Raw genomic sequence first — 17,771 nt, forward strand, 5'->3', positions numbered from 1 at the left:
GTGAACGAATCGGATCAACATGCCCAGCTCACCGAAGCCTGGCGCACATCGCTGCATATTCGGTCCAACGGCTCGGGAACTTCTGCTCTTGAGCTGCCGCGACGGAACTAATAAAATCAATCGAGCGGCCTGAATGACGGTTACGCGGTCCTCATTGGATGCTTATGCAGGAACGTAGTTTGGGTGATCGCGCGGGGGTTGTCCGGCACAATCGGACCTGGCGAGAACGGCCGCCCTCGTCGTTGAGACCAGCCTCATGGTCGGGCTGCTGTCGCTTTCAGCATACTCTGGACTTCCTAATAAGGGGTGCAATCGCCGGCGCCACGACCGGACTTTCAGTTCTTCGCCGGCGAACAGATGCGATTGATGCCTACGGCCGATGCAAAAGGCGATGCAATTTATTATTTGAGGGTATTTGACGGAACCAAAGTTAGATCGCACCTTCGATCAAACTGGCTTCTCAACTTCTCGCCGGTCCGCCATATAAGCCAATCGTCGTCCACTATATCCTCCTTAACTAACCGTAATATCGATCCTCCCTTTTCAAGATGCTCATATCCGTATTCTGTGACGATGCCCTTTTCCACGGACCAGCTCGGGACGAGGCCACACAAGAAGTCAGGCTTCCAAAGGATGAACGACACAAGGTGTGCTATTCGTGCCGACATCTTCGATATGCCCTGTCCTCTAAAGTCCTTGCGGATCCAAAAATCCCCATGATAGGCGACCTTCCCAGTTATCTTCTTTGCGCTAGGAGCGGTGCAAACGCAGCGATCTTGAGGATGCGCATGTTTGTCCGGTTCAGCGTAAAACGCGTTTAGAGATTGAAGATGCGCTGCGAAGTTTGTGTACGAAAGGTCATATAGTCGAGCCGCCGCTAATATCGCGACGTCATTTCGGCGATCAAGCCCGGCAATCCAATACCCCTCACCTGACTTGATCGGCGACGTATCTGGTCGGAAGTTTGGGTAAGTTGGTCCCTTAGTTGGAGTGGCCTGTGTGATCGAGAGATACTCATGAAAATCGAACCCTATCAAAAGATGGATGCCTTTTTGCGTAGCGGTGGGGTCATCCATCTGAAGGCAGCGCGATGCGCGCGTATCATTTGCTGCGAGTGTCATTGCCACCTCTTGTCGTCATGAACTGCGTGATTCCTCTCTGACGATATAGTGGGGGCGCCATATTCCAGCAATCTACGGGATCCTACCTTCTCTGGTGAGGGTGTCAGCTTAGAGTAAGAGGTTTGGCGGAGTGCCCAGGCTCAACTGTGTTAGCTCGAATTAAGCGCAGCAGGATCAGCGAGGGCCAGTGGGATGAAAGAGCTCCGGCTAGGTTGTAGGGCAGGGACCACCTAGCTGTATCGACGTTGCCGTCTCAACGGCTGGTCGGAGGCAGCGAAGCAGGTCTTTCGCGAGAGGACCCGGTGGCCACGCGACACATTCCCGGTCGCGGAGGCAAAATATGACTTAGCGTCAGACCTAAAGCTCGCTACGATGCATCGTTCGGCATACCCATCGCGTCTACCGTGTATCGCCAAGCGCAAGTTTGTGCGCCATTATTGGTCTTCGTCGCCTAGTTTGACCGTAGCTAAAGCGGACGTGGCTGCAACTCTTCGGAGAAGGCGTTTCCTTTGAGTGCCTTCCGATCGACAACATCGGGATCGACGGCCGAGGGGTCATACTTTAATGTTCGGTATCGGTAGGTCACTGATGCCACCGGAAAGTCGGGTATCCAGGCGCACCCCCAAGCAAGAGCGGAAGGCCTTGTTTATGGCCGTGTTGTGGAACGATCTTTCGAGCTCTGGAGTTGCCCCCCGTCAGACCGGACATCGGCTGGTTTGAGTGATTCAATGTACTCCCGCGGTGAGCGGTAGCCTAGCCGGAAGTGCGGGTGTTCTGAGTTGTAATCCTCCATCCATTGGTCGATCCGCTGCAGGGCGGTGCTCGCGTCAGGGATCGGGTTCACACGAACATAGTTACGCTTGAAGGTCTTGACGAACGCTTCGGCCATGCCATTGCTCTCGGGGCTTTCCACCGGCGTGAAGCAGGGCTCGAGGTTCAGGGCGGCGGCAATCTCGAGGGTGCGATAGGCGGCGAAGATGGATCCATTGTCGGTCAGCCATTGCACCTTGCGCGGAGCCCGGATGTCGGCGAACCGCTGTTCGACACAGTGGACCATCATGTCCCGGATCATCTCCCCGGAGATCCCAGCCGTTGTGGCCACCCAGCTGATGACCTCGCGGTCGTGGCTGTCCCGGGCAAAGGCAACCCGCACGATCTCGCCATTCCAGCAGGTGATTCCAGCGCGTCCGAACACCAACGCTCGTTGGAGCAGCTTGTCATGATCGTTCCGTCATGGGTCCGCGGGATGCGGCGCCCTGTATGCCGGGCCAGCAAACAAGCCGCTCTTCTTCATCAGCGGTAGACGCGCTTGGCGTTGACCGGGTCGGAGACCCAGAGCATGCGGGGAAATCCTTCGCACAGGAACCGGGAGATATCGTCGTCGCCCGAAGACAAACAGCCTTCGGGCAGGCTGGGGAAAGGCGAATGCCATAAGCCCAGCGTCATCGTCGATGAGAAGTCGGACGTTCGCATAGTACCAATGAACGACCTGAACAAAGCGACGGGCGGGCAATCGGATGCGAGGGGGCCGGCGGCTCGGTGATCGCTTCGCAAGCCCGGCAGACGAGCTTCTCGCGCACGTGCTGGATCACCTTCCACTGGCGCGGAACGAGCTCCAGCGTCTCGGTCACGTCCTCGCCAATCTTGCGCAATCGACTGTCACCGCAGCATGGGCAGGTGCCCGCACGGGATAAACAATGCGCTCCCGCGGCAAATGCATGACCCCGCCGATGAACCGTCGTAACGTGGAAATCGTCGTCAACACCAGAGGTGTGTCGTCCCTCCAGGATGCCCGCCGGAAGGCGCTGCCGCGGAACTGCGGGAACCAGTCGCTCCGATGGAAAGGGAGAAGCACAAGCGGAGAAGACCGCGAGGCGAGATTACCGACGCGGAGCACTGGGACGGACCGATCCGTATTAGCGACGAAGGCTCGTAATGGGGCCGGAGCAGAGGGATCGCATCAGGAGGGCTGCCACCGGCGCAACTGACAACAGGAGGACATGGCGTGGCGACAATTACCCCAGCCCAGCTTGATACCTGCTGGAGGGCATCGATTGGAGGATGCCGCAACAGAACTGGCGACCGCAGGCGGCTGGCTGATCGCTGGGATTTGATACGGTGACAGATCGGCGGTTCGAACAGAGATCGCATCTTGTGATTCTCTGGCGGGCGATGGACTCGCCCGGCGTCGACGGGATGACATGGCGCGACTATGAGGAAGGGCTCGACGAGCGAATAGCAGCGCTTTGGGACACGGTCCAATCAGGCCGCTACCAAGCACTCCCGTCTCGCCGGGCGTATATCCCCAAGTTGAATGGCAAACTGAGACCGACTCGGAATCGCTGCGCTGGAGGATAAGATCGTCCAGCACGCGGTGACGACGGTCCTGAATGCAATCTACGAGGCGGACTTCCTCGGCTTTTCCTAGGGATTCCGGGAGCGGCGAAGTCAGCATAAAGCGCTGGACGCACTCTGGATCGTCGTCCATCAGAAAAGAGTGAACTGGGTGCTCGACGCCGACATCCGCTCGTTCTTCGACACGATCGATCACGAACGGATGATGCTTTCTCGAGCACAGGATTGCAGACCGCCGGCTCTTGCGATTGATACGCAAGTGGCTGACCGCCTGGCGTTGTCGAAAGTGGATCGAAGTCCGTAGCACGGATAGGTACGCTGCAAGGCGCGGTGATCTCGCCGCTCCTCGCCAATATTTATCTGCACTACGTCTTCGACCTCCGGACCCACCAGTGGCGAAGCAAAACGGCGAAAGGGGATGCCATCGTCGTCCGCTATGCGGACGACAGCGTCGTGGGCTTCGAAACAAAGTCCGAGCCCTACGCTTTCTCGACTCATTGCGTGAGCGGATGGCGAAGTTCGGTCTCTCGCTGAATGAGGAGAAGCCACGGTTTCTGGAATTTGGACGGTACGCGGCCGAGCGCCGCGCAGGCCGGGGGCAACACCGCCCGGAAAAGTTCGACTTCCTCCGGGTCACGCGCATCTGCGCTGTGACCCGAATGAATCGCGCTTCACAATCCGGCGCGTGACTATCGCCTCCCGCATTCGAGCGACGCTGAGGGCGATACCACACGACCTGATGAAACGATGCCATGCGCCCATCGCTGAGATCCGCGCCTGGGTCCGTCGCGTGGTGCAGGGTTACCCGAGCTACCGGGCAATTCCAGCGAATCTGAAACGGCTCGGCATGTTCCGAGCCGAGGTCTGCTGGGCATGGCCGCGCTCGCTTCGCCGACGCAGCCAGCGCTCCCGCATGACCTGGGATCGATTCCAGCGTCACGTTAGGCGATACATCCCGAAAGTCCGGGCCTATCATCCGCATCCCAATCCGCGGTACGGGTCATGAGCTAAGGCAGGAGCCGTATGCGGTAGCGCCGCACGTACGGATCTGAGCGGGGGGGCGCTGGGAAACCAGCGTCCCTACCGCGACCAGTTGGTGTTGATGCTGGTCTCGTGAACGTTCGCAGGGCCGGACCTTACGCTCATCCGTCAAAGCACCATTGAAGATCAGGAATGCCCCAATTTCCTTGACGAGCTCGGATTGAGAAGAGATGTCTGCTGTATTCTAGGAGCTTGATGCTTTTGGACGAGCGAACACAGCTTTCTTGGCCTTGAGCTTGGCATGCCGAGCCGCATGCTTGAGCATTGGTCTTTTGATCCGTCCATCGTCAAGATAGAGCATCAGACCGTCCCAATGACGCAGCGCATTGCAACGGTTCGTCGTCTCGCCATTTGTGCGCGAGGTGACCAGCTTAGCCCCAAACCACTGGTGCCCTGAATACCATTGTGTCGAATCCCATCGTTTTCACTACTCAGGAGGCGGCTTCAACGACGTTCCATTCGCGTTCAAGTCTCCACTCTAGATAGCCGCCTATTCGCGAGTATCTGGAAACGCAGGACGAGAAGAGCTGCGTATACGGACGTCCCGATTGATAGGCCAATCCAGATACCAATGGGCCCAAGCCCCACCTTGAAGGAAAGCACGTAGCAAAACAAGAACCCGATCGGCCAATACGCGATGCCGGCGAGCAACAGCGGTACGCGTGTATCCTTCAGCCCGCACAGGCTACCCGCGGCGGCGCCCTTCAGGCCCTCAGCGACAAAAAAAAATGCGCCGACCAACAGGAACTCTGCCGCAAGTTTGCTCGTTGGGTCGCCTTCGCTCCTCGACGTGCCTAGGAACAAGTGGACGAGGTCAAGACGTGCAGCAACCACCGCCATCGTCATGATGGAGGTGACTCCCACGCTGAGCAACATCGCCACCATTCCTGCTCGCTTAATACCCGGTCCGTCGTTACGACCGACTGCCTGGCCAACACGCACTGTCGCCGCCGTGCTGATGCCGAACGAGACCATGAACAAGGGGCCGGCGATCTGCATCGCGATCTGATGCGCGGCCAGTGCGCTGCTGCTGATATGCCCGACCAAGAGCGCTGCCGCGGAGAATAGTCCATAGCTCACCAAGGCACCTATTGAAATAGGCATTCCGATCACTATCAACTGCCGCATTGAAGGCCAATCGAAGCGCCAGAGGTGGGCAATCACGCGGTACTCCCGAAAAGGGCGGCACATAATAGCGAACCCCAAGGCAGTCAAGAACGTGCCGCAGTTCACCAGCGTGCTGGCAAGGCCCACGCCGAATAGGTCAAAGCGAGGCAAGCCCAACTGACCATTGATCAGCAGGTATAGCAGCAAGCCTTTGGCGGGGACGGCCCCTAGTGTAATCCATAGGACCGGCTCTGGCCGATTGACGGCGGCCATGTAATGTCGGAGTGCAAGAAGGCCCAGGGCCGCCGGAACGCCCCATGCCAATCCGAACAAATATTGCTGAGCCAGCCGAGCCGCATTCGAGTCTTGCCCAAGCGCCAGTAGTACCTCCTCCCCGCGCAGTGCGAACGCTACGATCGGAGACGACAACAGCAGAGCCATCCATAGCCCCATGCGCAGAGAACGTCGCATCCTCCTTAGATTGTGCGCTCCAAACGCCTGTGCGGCCAACGGCGCGATTGGCGCCAATAAGCCTGCGCCGAAGGTGATGCTGACCAGATAAACTCTGCTAGCCAAGGCGATGGCGGCAACCGACTCGACGCCGATGCGCGCGACGAAGGCGAGATCGATTGTCATCATCGCGATGTGCGCAAGCTGAATCGCTACCATCGGCAGGGCAAGTTTCAAGGTTTTACCGAACTCGACAGCGAGGTGATTGCAGCCGGTGTGTCCCGCCCGTGTGTTCCAGGAATTTGATTCGGACTTTGCTTTGGCTGTTTTGGCCATGGATTGTGCTACTTGTGTCGGCACGCACGCCTTCCGCTTTTAGGAGAGTATCTCCGCCATGCGCCGGGAGTTTGCCTCACGATCACATTGCTGATCCGTGGATGCGTTTGTCACCGGCGCGAACGCGCCTATCGGCTTGCATTCACTGTTCGGCTCTATCTCTCGAATTTTCTTGTAGACTTTTTACATGGCTGTCCCATGTTAAAGCCGACAGATGAAGTTTGCGCCAAGCAGATCGAAAGGGTTGACCAACCAGCGTTCCGCTTCCGGCGACCGAAGGGGCCGAATGTCGCGATGCTGCTCACGGAAAGCCGGGGGAGCGCGTGCGCATTTCAGTGGAAACGATGTTGTTGACGTCACGTGCGATGCGTAGGTGAAGTGAGAAGCGATAGGCTTTTGCGACATTACTGCGGTTCTTTATGCGGCACTGCTCCCTTTTCAAGATTCGCGCCAACTGCATGAGCCAATTCGCATGGCGCTTTCCTAACTTGCGCGTGGTAAATCTGACAGTATGTCGCAACAGCGCCAGAGATCCTTCGGGCTGTCGAATCCAGATTTCGATGGTTCATTGGCCAGAAATCTCTCGGACCCGGTTTGGAGGCTGAAGCTGACATAAAAACTCATTGCGACGCGCTGGGCATAACTTTTCGCCAGGCGCCAGAGGGATAACGTCGAAGATGCGGGAGCGAACTGCGAACGCTGTTGAGCTACCCACGAAATCTATGGTGAGGTGAAAAAGCAGGGCGGCAGGCTGCGCAATTGTGTTTGTCTGCGACTTTGTGGTGTGGGCTGAGATCATCAATACGGTGGCCCAGAGCAGCCGCCCTAAGGCCCCCCAACCGACTGTGACCAACCATTCCGATTACCACGCGGTTGTTTTGCTCGACAAAGGCCGGCCCGTTCTTGCGATGAATGGGACAGCGCCTGAGCAATCCACGGTCGCGGCCTTCCGTGAATCGCGACCTGCCGCACGCCGCGGTGGATGCGAGCCTCTCCGGCCGCAACGCGTCACTGCCAAGCTGTGGTTCATCAGCGGCTAAGGCACTGAGTAGTATCAATCTGCAAGCGGCGAGCCGATGGGCTCTCGAGCGGGTCGTCGCCAGCGCTTTGAGCTCACGCGTTTAGCGCCTGTGAATAGGGCTGCACGATGCGTATTGCGGCGTTCGCCGCCTGATCGCCGCCCCGCGGCGAACCGGCTTGGTGCCCAACAGCCATATTGCACTCGGTCCGTCGCTGGCTGGCACGTTCCTTGCTGTCTAGCTCGGGGAGAAGCTGTCGCACTGGACTGCCCCATCGCATGCTCGAAGCCGTTGCAATGCCTGATCGCGCCGTAGCTGCATATCGCCTGGTCGCGCAGGGGCTTTTCCTCCAAGAGTTTAAATGGGCTTGGGGCAGCGCTTTGAGCTGTCCTCCTGGTCTTGGTCCCACTCGATCTGTTTCATTTCCACCTCACGACAGCATACCACACCGGTCTGGCGAAGGTTACGCCATCCTCGATGCATCAGCGGAGGCTCACATGAAACCGTAAGTATCCCGCCGGGCGTCCTAGCTTCCGTTTCGCCCAGCGCGCGCTCATCGTAAGACGAAAGCGCTTCGAACTATGCAACAGCAAAGCGGTCTCAATAGACCCGGTGTTCGAAGTCGAGAACCGGTCCCCGCGTTCGATGAGACCGTTCGGTAGCGTTTCCATATTTCTTCTCAAGCGTCATCGGCGCCTAGCAGGCGCGCTCGGTGGCGAGACATGTCGGTAGCGAGTAGCCAGCATTAGATGGTATCCGGAGCGGCAGAATGACCAATATAATGGGGGCGTCGATGGGGCCTCTATCACACTTGCGGGTCGTCGAGATCGGCAGTTCGGCGGCGAGTGGCTATTGCGCTCGGTTGTTTGCCGACTTTGGTGCCGATGTTCAAAAAGTCGAGCCACCATCAGGAGATCCACTTCGCCGCAGCGAGCCATTAACGCCTCGTGGCCAAAGCGCGTGGTTCGCATTCCTGAACTTTAACAAGTCAAGCTTCGTCATCGATCGCGCGGATCCCGAAGCGGTCACGAGGTTGGTTGCATTGATTGAGCAATGTGACATTTTGATCGATGGGCGAGATGTTGATTCAGCGGAATGCCCGTTCATTGATGTTGCTCGGATCCAGGAGCGGCGTAGCGTTGTCTACCTCCAAGCGAGCTGGTTCGGCCGCCAAGGGCCCTATGCTGGATTCGCCGCAACCGATTCCACCGTCCGCGCGCTCGCGGGCTTAATCAAATTGGTCGGCCCCATTGACGGTCCGCCGTTGCACGCGCCGGATTTCCAGACCGGTATTCTTGCTGGTTTGTGGGGCTTCATCGCCGCGACTTCCTCGATTGTTGCACAAATGAATGGGGGGGCGGCACGATCCTGGTCACTCAACATCTTCGAATCGAGCATTGTTCTGAGCGAGTATCTCATGTTCGAGGCAATTGGGCGCGGCGACCTGATGCGCCGGATTGGCATTAACCAGTTCTGGCCGGGCGGTCCGGCCGGGATTTATGAGACCAAGAGAGGTTGGCTCGGAGTAACAACAGTCACACCAAGGCAATGGCACGCATTCTGTGATATGCTCGACTTGCCAGAATTGCGTCGTGATCCAACTCTTGACCTTGTCGAAGGACGTCTACTACGTCTGGAGCAGATCGAAGGACAGTTTACACCCAGGCTAAAAGCCCGGACAGCGGAGGAGTGGTTTGCGGAGGGACTTAAACGGAAGATCCCAATCGTGCCCGTTCCCGAGCTATCAGATCTGCTTGTTGATTCGGAAAGGAAATCGCGCGGTGCGATCGTGCCAGTTGTGCTAGGCGATGAAGTAGGCTTCACTGTGGGCTCGCCGCAGCGTCTGAAGCTCACGCCGCCCCGTCGAGGAGGGAAGGTTCCAAAGCTTGGCGAGCAGCAAGCTCTCCCAAACACCGGCAGATGTAGAAGGGGAATTTCATCATCGCCCAGAGGTCGCATCGAGTCCGACCGCTGGCCGTTACAAAGGCTGCGCGTGATCGACTTCACGATGGGTTGGGCAGGCCCGTTGTGCACGCGCGTGCTGGCTGATCTCGGCGCCGAAGTTATCAAGATTGAGGCCATTCAGTATCCTGACTGGTGGCGCGGTGTTGACCGACGTCACGCTTACGTCGCTGGCCAGATGTATGAGAAGACACTCCGCTTCTGCGCGATGAATCGCAACAAGTTCGGTATTACTCTCGATTTGACACGTCCGGCTGGAGTTGCCCTTGCCAAGCGGCTTGTGGCGGGAGCCGACATTGTGGTCGACAATTATTCTGTTGATGTCCTGCGGAAGGTCGGTCTTGGCTATGATGTCCTCAGAACGATCAACCCTCGCTTGGTCGTAATGTCGATGTCAGCGTTCGGTGCCGACAGCGTTTATCGACATTGCCGGGCGTATGGATCGACTCTCGAGCAGGGCTCTGGGTTGCCTACTGTGGTTGGGAATCCCGATGGGGTACCCGTCATGAGCCATGTCGCATTTGGAGATGCTGTCGGAGGCCTGAACGGATGCGCCGCAGTGCTTACTGCGCTAATCCACGCCCGCAAGACCGGCCATGGTCAATTTGTTGATCTGGCGCAGATTGACTGCATGATGCCTTTCGCAGCGCCCTGGATCACCATCCATTCGCTTAATGGTATGCCGCCGATGAGATACGGAAACCGTCATCCTCAGTTTGTGCCACACGGTTGCTTTCGTTGTGCGGGTGAGGACAACTGGATCATGATAGCGGTCACCGACGCGCATATGTGGCAAAGGCTTGCGGTCCTTCTCGCCAAGCCCGAGTGGGCGACGGAAGCATTGCAATCTGCGGAAGCTCGCCGCGAGATCGAAGACTCAATTGAGGCCGCCATTGCGGCTTGGACGCTCCGCCACCACGCCGACGAAGCCATGACAATACTACAATCTGAGAGAATTGCCGCTGGCGTGGTCCGCTCGCCAATTGATCTACTCAACGATCGGCATCTGCACTCACGCGAGTTCTTCCAGCAAATAAAACGCCCGTTCATCGGCTTGCACCCGCAGCCTTCGATGCCGATTCGTGATGGCATCTGGCCCTGCGGAATCAGGGCAGCGGCGCCAACGCTGGGACAACATAACAGAGAGATCCTATCGAAGGTTCTCGGGCTCTCCGACGACGAGATCGGCAGATTGTTCGAGGACGGCATCATCGGTGCAGCAATGCGTTCCGAAGAACCGTGCACGAAAATCAAGGACCTATCCTCAGAATGAACGATCAACGAGTAGGGCTGCAAGTCCGTCCGCGGTGCACCGAGCATTGGCGTAAAAGCCGGATACTGTGCGATCTTGATAATCGCTTTCCAACAACAATGACCATTCTCAAAAGCCGCGGATGTTCAGTGATCTGATTCCATTTATGGCGCACAAGTGCTCGGTTTCTCGCGCTCCGGCCGATCCATTTTCAGCCGCATTTTCTGATCATACGGCCTGCAGATAACCCGCATTGCGCGTGCCTAACGAATCTAGGCGGTAGCTGCGCCATACCTATCGTTCAATAAAAAAGGAATGACTAGTATTGGTAGGTTTGTTGACGCCCACTGCGAGTTAAAAGTGCTTTCGTTCCCGAGGCGCATGTCAATCAAAGCATACTGGACAACTGCGCACACTCGCCTCGCTCCTCCGGGAATCGCGAGAATTGTGCCTGAAATAGGAGAGCTCCATGGACCGACTAACAGATGCGGATTTTGCGTTACAGGATTTCGCTGCTCTAGAATCGAACGTGCGCTCATACTCACGTTCTTTCCCAGCTATTTTCAGCCGAGCCCGTGGCTCCATTATGATGACCGATGACGGGCGAAAGATCATCGACTTCTTCTCTGGCGCGGGGGCGCTAAACTACGGCCACAATAACCATCAGCTCAGAAGTGCTATTACCAAGTATCTAGGGTCCGACGCCGTGGTACACGGACTGGACATGGCTACTCCTGCAAGGTTAGCATTTATGGAGACTTTCAACTCTACCATCCTTAGGGATCGGGAGCTGCACTACCGGTTCCAGTTCCCCGGGCCCACCGGTGCTAGTGCTATAGAAGCGGCTCTAAAGCTTTCGCGCAAAGTCACAGGCCGTCAAAATGTTATATCATTCACTCGTGGATACCACGGCTTGAGCGTGGGAGCCAACGCCGCAACGGGTAATCGCTTTTATCGAGCGGCAGGCGGTGTACCCTTATTCGGCGCAACATTCTTTCCCTATGATGGCTATCTAGGGCCGACTATTGATACGGCTGACTACCTGCAAAGGATGTTGACGGACGAGAGCAGTGGTGTCGATCTTCCTGCTGCCATTCTCGTGGAGACCGTGCAGGGAGAGGGAGGAATAAATGTAGCCCGCAAGGACTGGCTGCAAGCAATTCAGCGGATCGCAAGGGATGTTGGCGCTCTTTTTATAGTTGACGACATTCAGATGGGCTGTGGTCGCACGGGTGAATTCTTTAGCTTCGAGTTCGCAGCATTGTCGCCTGATATCATCGCGCTTTCGAAGTCACTAAGTGGATACGGACTGCCGCTGTCATTGCTTTTAGTCAAAGAAGAGTTTGACGCATGGAAGCCAGGAGAACACACGGGAACATTTCGATCAAATAATCTCGCGCTTGTGTCTGCGACCGCTGCTCTGGACATTTTTTGGAGCAGTGGGATCTTATCGCAGGAAGTTCGGCGCACAGGTGAGTTAATGCGGCGCCGGCTCGAAGCCATCGCGTCCAAGTATGGAAACCGCTTTGCTGTTCGGGGGCGGGGAATGGCATACGGGTTTGATTGCCACAAGCCGGAGATTGCCGAGGCTACGACACGAAGATCGTTTAAAAAGGGATTGATGGTCGAGCGATGTGGTCCAAATGATCAGGTCGTCAAATTCCTGCCCGCGCTTACAATCGACAGAGAAATATTGGATGAGGGCCTACTGATATTCGAGGATTCTTTAGCCGAAACGCTTAACCAGACGAAGTGTGAGAGACTAGAGGACGCAAACAACGATAGATAATTGAATCTCACGGCTGGAATTGCGTGGCCATATCCGGAAGAGCACAGGTCCTTGCTTGTGCGGAAGGCTCTGCCGCGAATTCAGTTCTTCCCACCAGAGTTGGTAGGCTCATTGGTGCTTGGTGGTGCTGTAGGATCACCCAAGCACTCGCGCCAAGAAAGGTTGGCATAGCCTATCACGATGGGACCGTGGCAATGAGCATAGTTAGTCCACTGCACGTCTCACGCTTCATCCAAGCGCATGACTTGGCTGCCGCTAAAAAAGGCATCAAGCTATCAATAGGCTTCGATTTCCATGAGTACCTTGCGATTACACGGGCCACTCCGACAAAAGCGCCGACTTATCCAAACTTCCGGCCAGAGCGATCGCCAATTAAGACAGGCGAGGGCTATTGGATGATGGGCGTCGACGCGAACAATGAGGTCGCTCTTTTGGAGGCTGCTCGATTGTACGATCTTTCAGACAGCAACTTCGCAGACCATCTTGAATCGCTCCAGGCGTTTTATGGCGAGCCAGCTATTTATGCACATCCTCAGGACCGATGTACATGTAGAGCCGCAAGCGCGAAACAGATGACCGGAAGAGTAGCCTATCATGGTGATCGTTGGATCCGCAGAGACTTCAGAGGACAAGGCATTCCGAAGATTATGGCCGGCATAGCACGCGGCGTGTCGTTTGCGATGTGGGCTCCTGACTTTTTATGTGCACTCGTGGCGCGAAAGCGATTGGATCGGGGTAGCGTCTATGGATACGCGCACTATGAACCAGGCGGAAGCGCGTTGCATCTATTGGACGAGGCTATCGTCGACGACGACTGCCTTGTTTGGCTGACCGGTGAGGAATTGAGAGCCATGGTTCAGTCTGGTGACGTAACTCAGTTTGTGGTTACCTAATCATAGGTCCTAGCTTTGGGGCGCATCGCTCCAGCACGGAAGAGTTCGACGAGCGAGGAGAGAAGTATAGGATGGGCGGGTACTCATGACAAACTGCGATAGCGCTGGATTGGCACGCCGTTCTATGGTGGACGCATGAAGGCAATTATTAGTAGATCGCGAGGGGGGCCTGAGACGTTGTTGCTGGAAGACGTTGATGATCCTGTGGCCATGGCCGGTCAGATCGTCGTTCGCATCAAGGCGAGTGCGGTAAATTTCCCAGACGCGCTAATCATTGAAGATAGATATCAATTCAAACCAAAACGTCCATTTTCACCCGGTGCCGAATTCTCTGGCGTGGTGGAAGGGATTGGCGCCGACGTGTCCTCATTTCAAGTTGGGCATCGCGTGATGGGATTTTCTAGGTGGGGGGCGATGGCTGAAAAGATTGCCATAGACGCCGCTCGTTGCGTGATCATACCGGATACAATGCCGTTCGACGAAGCCTCAGCATTTATTCTCACCTACGGTACGGCCTACTACGCGTTGAAACATAGGGGAACTCTGAGAAGTGGTGAGACTCTGTTAGTGCTTGGAGCAGCAGGTGGCGTCGGGTTGGCCGCAATTGAAATTGGAAAAGCTATAGGCGCGCGGGTTGTGGCCGCAGTGTCTACTGCAGAAAAGGCGCGGTTGGTCCAAGAGCACGGAGCAGATCGCGCAGTGATATACGACGCTGCGCCCTTTGGTTCATGGTCTCAGAAGGAGCTCGTGCGTCGTCTCAAGGAGGCATGCGAACCCAACGGGGCAGACGTTGTATGCGATGTAGTAGGCGGCGAGTATTCCGAGGCTGCTTTGCGCGCGATAGCGTGGGACGGTCGCTTCCTCGTTGTAGGATTCACCGCAGGGATCCCGCACATTGCGCTTAATCTTCCTTTGCTCAAGTCTTGCCAGATTATTGGTGTATTCTGGGGGGCATGGCTTGACCGTAGCGTCGAGCACCTTAGTCAGAGCGCAACTAAGTTGCTCGAGTGGTATAAACTTGGTAAGCTGCGGCCATGCATTTCGGCGCGCTTTCCACTTGTTGCGGCTGGCGATGCCATTGCTCAATTGGCCGCTCGAAAAGCAATAGGAAAGGTAGTTGTCAACATTGATTGAGAATATGCCGTCGATTTAGCCAGCCGCTCGTATCTGACTTAGTTGGAAGTTAGTCCACGATGTATGAGACTAGGAGTGTTGACCTGCTGCCGGTTTGAAGGGACGGAGATTAGGTGTTTCAGGAAGTCGAGTGGCGACGAAGAGATCGAAGTGCAGTCGCAAGTTGAAGCTCGAGGCGGTCAAGCTGGTTTGAGGGCGTGGGATGCCGCTGGCGCAGGTCGGCCGCCACGTTGAGTGTCGTGAGAATGTTCTGCGCAAATGGCTCTAGGAGTTTGGCTCCGTGCAGGCCTTTCCCAGGCACAGGACAAATGAAGTCGCGCAGTTGCGGCGTGGGATCGCCGTCGAGCGATAATACTTAAAATGGCCGCAGCCTGTTCGCGTAAGGAAGCGACATCAAGTTTCGTCTTCATCGCGGAGCCCCGGGCGATCTGACCGGTGGCATGGCTATTCGAGCGCTGGGGTATCGCGGTCCGGCTTTCATGCCAGGCAGAACCGATTGCCGAGCGCCAGATCCCGCAGCCACGAAGAACTCGGCGGCAAGACCCGGCCAGCTTCATGGCGAGCCACCGCACCTACGGCGCCCGCTGGTAGGGGTACCTGTTCGCCGAGAGAGGACTATGGGCCCCACCCAATCGAAAGGCTTATGGTGCTCCAGGCTTGCGGGCGCGGCCGCGCCGCCGGCGCTCGCCCCAGGACAGCGGCGATCGGCAGCTGAGGACTTTGCCGGCGACCCCTCTACACCTGTGGTCCGCCGCTGAGCGGTCGACGCAGAAGGAGCGCCGACTTCACCTAAGCATGGGGCAGCCAAGGCCTGGCTGTATGGGTGGCGGTGATCGATTTTGTTCGCGCATCGTGTGGTGAGCTGGTCGATGAGCGCGAGCATGATCGTGGTCACCGATGCGCTTCTGACGGTCCACTGCCGGCCCACTGCCGGCTGCAAGCCGGACGCGCTGCTGCATCATTCCGATCAGGGCAACAAGGGCGGATTCAACCGGTCGTCGCAACACCAAGAAGTTGGAGGTTGCGATGAAAGTTGTAAGTCGACATTCGGCACGGTCAGGACGAGCGCCATTGGCATCGCCAGGCCGGCCGTCTGTGGCCGGACGCGATGAACAGAATAGGTTTTGGAGGGCGATTGCCACAGGGCAGAGCAGCGAAGATGCTGCGTTTGAGGCCGGCTTATCGCAACCTGTCGGAAGCAGATTGTTCCGAAAGGCAGGCGGCACGCCACCGGCGATGTTCAGATCTTCGGCCAAGCCTCTCTCCGGGCGCTACCTTTCATTGGCTGAACGCGAGGAAATCTCCCTTCTCAAGGTGCAGGGCCATTCCATATGGGAGATTGGGCGCCGCTTGGGACGGGCTGCTTCGACGGTCTCCCGTGAATGGCGGCCGAACGGCCACCCGCGGCGGGGGGTTGGATTATCGGGCCACAACTGGCCAATGGCAATGCAGACCGATCTGCCCGCCGGCCCAAGCCGACTAAGCTTGCGCCCAACGCAGCCTTGCGCACTTATGTGGAGGAGAGACTTGCCGGTAGTGTTGTAGCCCCGAGCGGACTTGTATTGCTGGCCCCACCGTTCGGTGGAACGGCCGCCCGCATGGCCGGCGAAAGGATCGACGATGGTCCAAGGAGCCCTGAGCAGATTGCCCGACGCTTGCCGATCGACTTCCCGGACGAAAAGACGATGCGCATCAGCCGCGAAGCCATCTATCAGGCTCTCTTCGTTCAGGGTCGCGGTGTACTACGCAGCGAACTGACGGCGTGCTTGCGAAGGGACGCGTGTTGCGCGTGCCCAACGGGCGCGTACGCAGGCGAAGCAAGGGCTTTGTCTCGCCGGAGATCATGATCAGTGAGCGCCCCGCTGAAGCGGCCGATCGAGCCGTGCCGGGACATTGGCAGGGAGACCTCATCCTCGGTCTTGGCAGCTCGGCGACCGACTTGGGATCAAGGAGCCGAAATGGCTCAGCACGACCGACTTAAGATCAAAGCGGGCATCCAAGTCTAGTTCTGCGACCCGCAAAGCCGTTGGCAGCGCGGCACTAACGAGAACACCAACGGGTTGCTGCGGCAGTACGTTTCGAAAGGCACAGACCTGAGCATCCGCAGCGCCGACGAGATATCCGCTGTAGCAGCGGCCCTCAACGCCCGACTGAGAAAGACACTGGGCTGGAAAACGCCGGCAGAAGCGCTTGACGAATTACTTTCATGGTGAAGACAATCAATGTTGCAACGACCGTTTGAATCCGCCTTGCACACCGCGATCGGAGTGGTGGATCAATCCGGCCTGCGGACGTTGCTGCTGGATGGCCATCGCCAGTGCCGCGGATCCGAGTTCGACCTGCATATGATCGCGCATGGGCCAGCCGACAATCTTCCGGCGGAAGAGATCCATGACGGCAGGCAGATACAGCCACCCCTCCGCGGTGGGGAATGTAACGCACGCACCGGCGTATCGGTGCACCCTGGGTCGACCGCTGCCAGTGCATTTTTGACCCAATGTCGATAGCGGCGGCTCCTACGTTGACCGGCTTTAACTCCGGGCGGCCACCGGCAAGCGTCTTCGGCATTGCAACTCTTCCGTCCAGTAATGGGCCTGGAGGGTCTGGGTTATGCCAATCGTCATCTTCCTAATCGGGATCGCCGTCCGAACAGCGACACCATTCTCAAGTTCGCATTCCACCCATGGACCACGTTTTTCAACGGGGACTGTGCTCCAATAAGCTAACCGCCACTACCCTCAGGTCGAGAAGAGCATCGGCGCTGGCCGTTTCTACCGCGCACAGGCGGGCGTTGGCCCCGTGATGGTTTTTTAAAATGTCGCGCTCCATGCTCAGCCGTTCGTTCTCCTGGCGCAGCCGGGCGATCTCCGAAGCCGGGTTAGCCGGCGTCGGCGTCGCCTGCGCGGTGGGGCGCCACGCCGCCGCTGCCGGCTTTTGCGGAACTTGTCAACCCAGCGCCGCAGCACCGAGTCCCGAAGACCGAGCTCCTCGGCCACAGACCCGATCGAGCGCCCGCTCGACACTACCAACTCGACCGTTGCCGCTTGTCCTCTTCGGTAAACGACCGAGGTTGACGTTCCATTCGACACCTCCGGGCTCAACGAGCCTACTACAGGTGTCCACTCATTCGGGGGAGGTCCACCAAGGCAGAGACGAAGACGGGGGATCGAGAGCGGGTCATCTCCGGATGCCGAAAATGACACTTTCAAGTGGCTTGTTCTGCATGGACATTCCCGCGCGATGGAGTGCACATCGCTGGCGAGCGCGGTACTGCAAAGACCAGGTTTGCAGGCCTCAGATCACGATCGATCG

11 protein-coding genes and 3 pseudogenes are annotated in these 17,771 nt (G+C 57.4%); 8 read left to right on the plus strand and 6 right to left on the minus strand.

The window, feature by feature from the left end; genetic code table 11:
* Window positions 1-401: 401 nt before the first annotated feature.
* The 3 genes and pseudogenes from WN72_RS09785 to WN72_RS09795 all read right to left on the minus strand — a co-directional run.
* Window positions 402-1,121: a hypothetical protein gene (locus WN72_RS09785; protein ID WP_143130710.1), complete on the minus strand. Its 720-nt coding sequence runs from the start codon at window positions 1,119-1,121 to the stop codon at window positions 402-404.
* A gap of 646 nt (window positions 1,122-1,767) precedes the next feature.
* Window positions 1,768-2,316: an integrase core domain-containing protein gene (locus tag WN72_RS09790; protein WP_167380999.1), complete on the minus strand. Its 549-nt coding sequence runs from the start codon at window positions 2,314-2,316 to the stop codon at window positions 1,768-1,770.
* Between the two features lie 310 nt (window positions 2,317-2,626).
* Window positions 2,627-2,838: pseudogene (locus tag WN72_RS09795) on the minus strand (IS66 family transposase zinc-finger binding domain-containing protein); the annotation flags it as partial.
* A gap of 789 nt (window positions 2,839-3,627) precedes the next feature.
* Between WN72_RS09795 and WN72_RS46755 the strand changes: the two are divergent.
* Together WN72_RS46755 and WN72_RS46760 are read left to right on the plus strand one after the other, a co-directional pair.
* Window positions 3,628-3,780 (plus strand): hypothetical protein, encoded by a 153-nt coding sequence (locus WN72_RS46755; RefSeq protein WP_244553863.1) that lies wholly within the window; start codon window positions 3,628-3,630, stop codon window positions 3,778-3,780.
* Window positions 3,781-3,806: 26 nt separating this feature from the next.
* The gene (locus tag WN72_RS46760; RefSeq protein ID WP_244553862.1) at window positions 3,807-4,010 is read left to right on the plus strand and encodes a hypothetical protein; all 204 of its coding nucleotides are present in this window, start codon (window positions 3,807-3,809) and stop codon (window positions 4,008-4,010) included.
* 972 nt (window positions 4,011-4,982) lie between these two features.
* Here the strand turns inward: WN72_RS46760 and WN72_RS09805 are convergent.
* Complete coding sequence (locus WN72_RS09805) at window positions 4,983-6,410, minus strand: MATE family efflux transporter (protein ID WP_092217780.1); 1,428 nt, start codon at window positions 6,408-6,410, stop codon at window positions 4,983-4,985.
* A gap of 1,788 nt (window positions 6,411-8,198) precedes the next feature.
* Here WN72_RS09805 and WN72_RS09810 point away from each other — a divergent pair.
* The 6 genes and pseudogenes from WN72_RS09810 to WN72_RS09835 all read left to right on the plus strand — a co-directional run bounded on the left by WN72_RS09810 (window position 8,199) and on the right by WN72_RS09835 (window position 16,672).
* Window positions 8,199-10,664 (plus strand): CaiB/BaiF CoA-transferase family protein, encoded by a 2,466-nt coding sequence (locus tag WN72_RS09810; RefSeq protein ID WP_244553861.1) that lies wholly within the window; start codon window positions 8,199-8,201, stop codon window positions 10,662-10,664.
* Window positions 10,665-11,112: 448 nt separating this feature from the next.
* Window positions 11,113-12,432, plus strand: a complete 1,320-nt coding sequence (ectB, locus tag WN72_RS09815; protein ID WP_092217779.1) for a diaminobutyrate--2-oxoglutarate transaminase — start codon at window positions 11,113-11,115, stop codon at window positions 12,430-12,432.
* A gap of 194 nt (window positions 12,433-12,626) precedes the next feature.
* A complete protein-coding gene (locus WN72_RS09820; protein ID WP_143130709.1) occupies window positions 12,627-13,325 on the plus strand; it encodes a hypothetical protein in 699 nt (232 codons plus the stop codon).
* 180 nt (window positions 13,326-13,505) lie between these two features.
* Window positions 13,506-14,459: an NADPH:quinone oxidoreductase family protein gene (locus WN72_RS09825; protein WP_244553860.1), complete on the plus strand. Its 954-nt coding sequence runs from the start codon at window positions 13,506-13,508 to the stop codon at window positions 14,457-14,459.
* A gap of 881 nt (window positions 14,460-15,340) precedes the next feature.
* Window positions 15,341-15,571, plus strand: coding sequence for a hypothetical protein (locus tag WN72_RS09830; protein WP_143130708.1), 231 nt, complete (start codon window positions 15,341-15,343; stop codon window positions 15,569-15,571).
* Window positions 15,486-16,672 (plus strand): annotated as a pseudogene (locus WN72_RS09835) (IS30 family transposase). Before WN72_RS09830 ends, WN72_RS09835 begins: the two are co-directional and overlap by 86 nt.
* Before the next feature lie 36 nt (window positions 16,673-16,708).
* Here the strand turns inward: WN72_RS09835 and WN72_RS09840 are convergent.
* Window positions 16,709-16,888: pseudogene (locus WN72_RS09840) on the minus strand (DDE-type integrase/transposase/recombinase); the annotation flags it as partial.
* Between the two features lie 402 nt (window positions 16,889-17,290).
* Window positions 17,291-17,710: a transposase gene (locus WN72_RS47770; protein WP_092217776.1), complete on the minus strand. Its 420-nt coding sequence runs from the start codon at window positions 17,708-17,710 to the stop codon at window positions 17,291-17,293.
* Window positions 17,711-17,771: the final 61 nt, after the last annotated feature.

Origin of the sequence: Bradyrhizobium arachidis, assembly GCF_015291705.1 — a bacterium.
Lineage (GTDB): Bacteria > Pseudomonadota > Alphaproteobacteria > Rhizobiales > Xanthobacteraceae > Bradyrhizobium > Bradyrhizobium arachidis.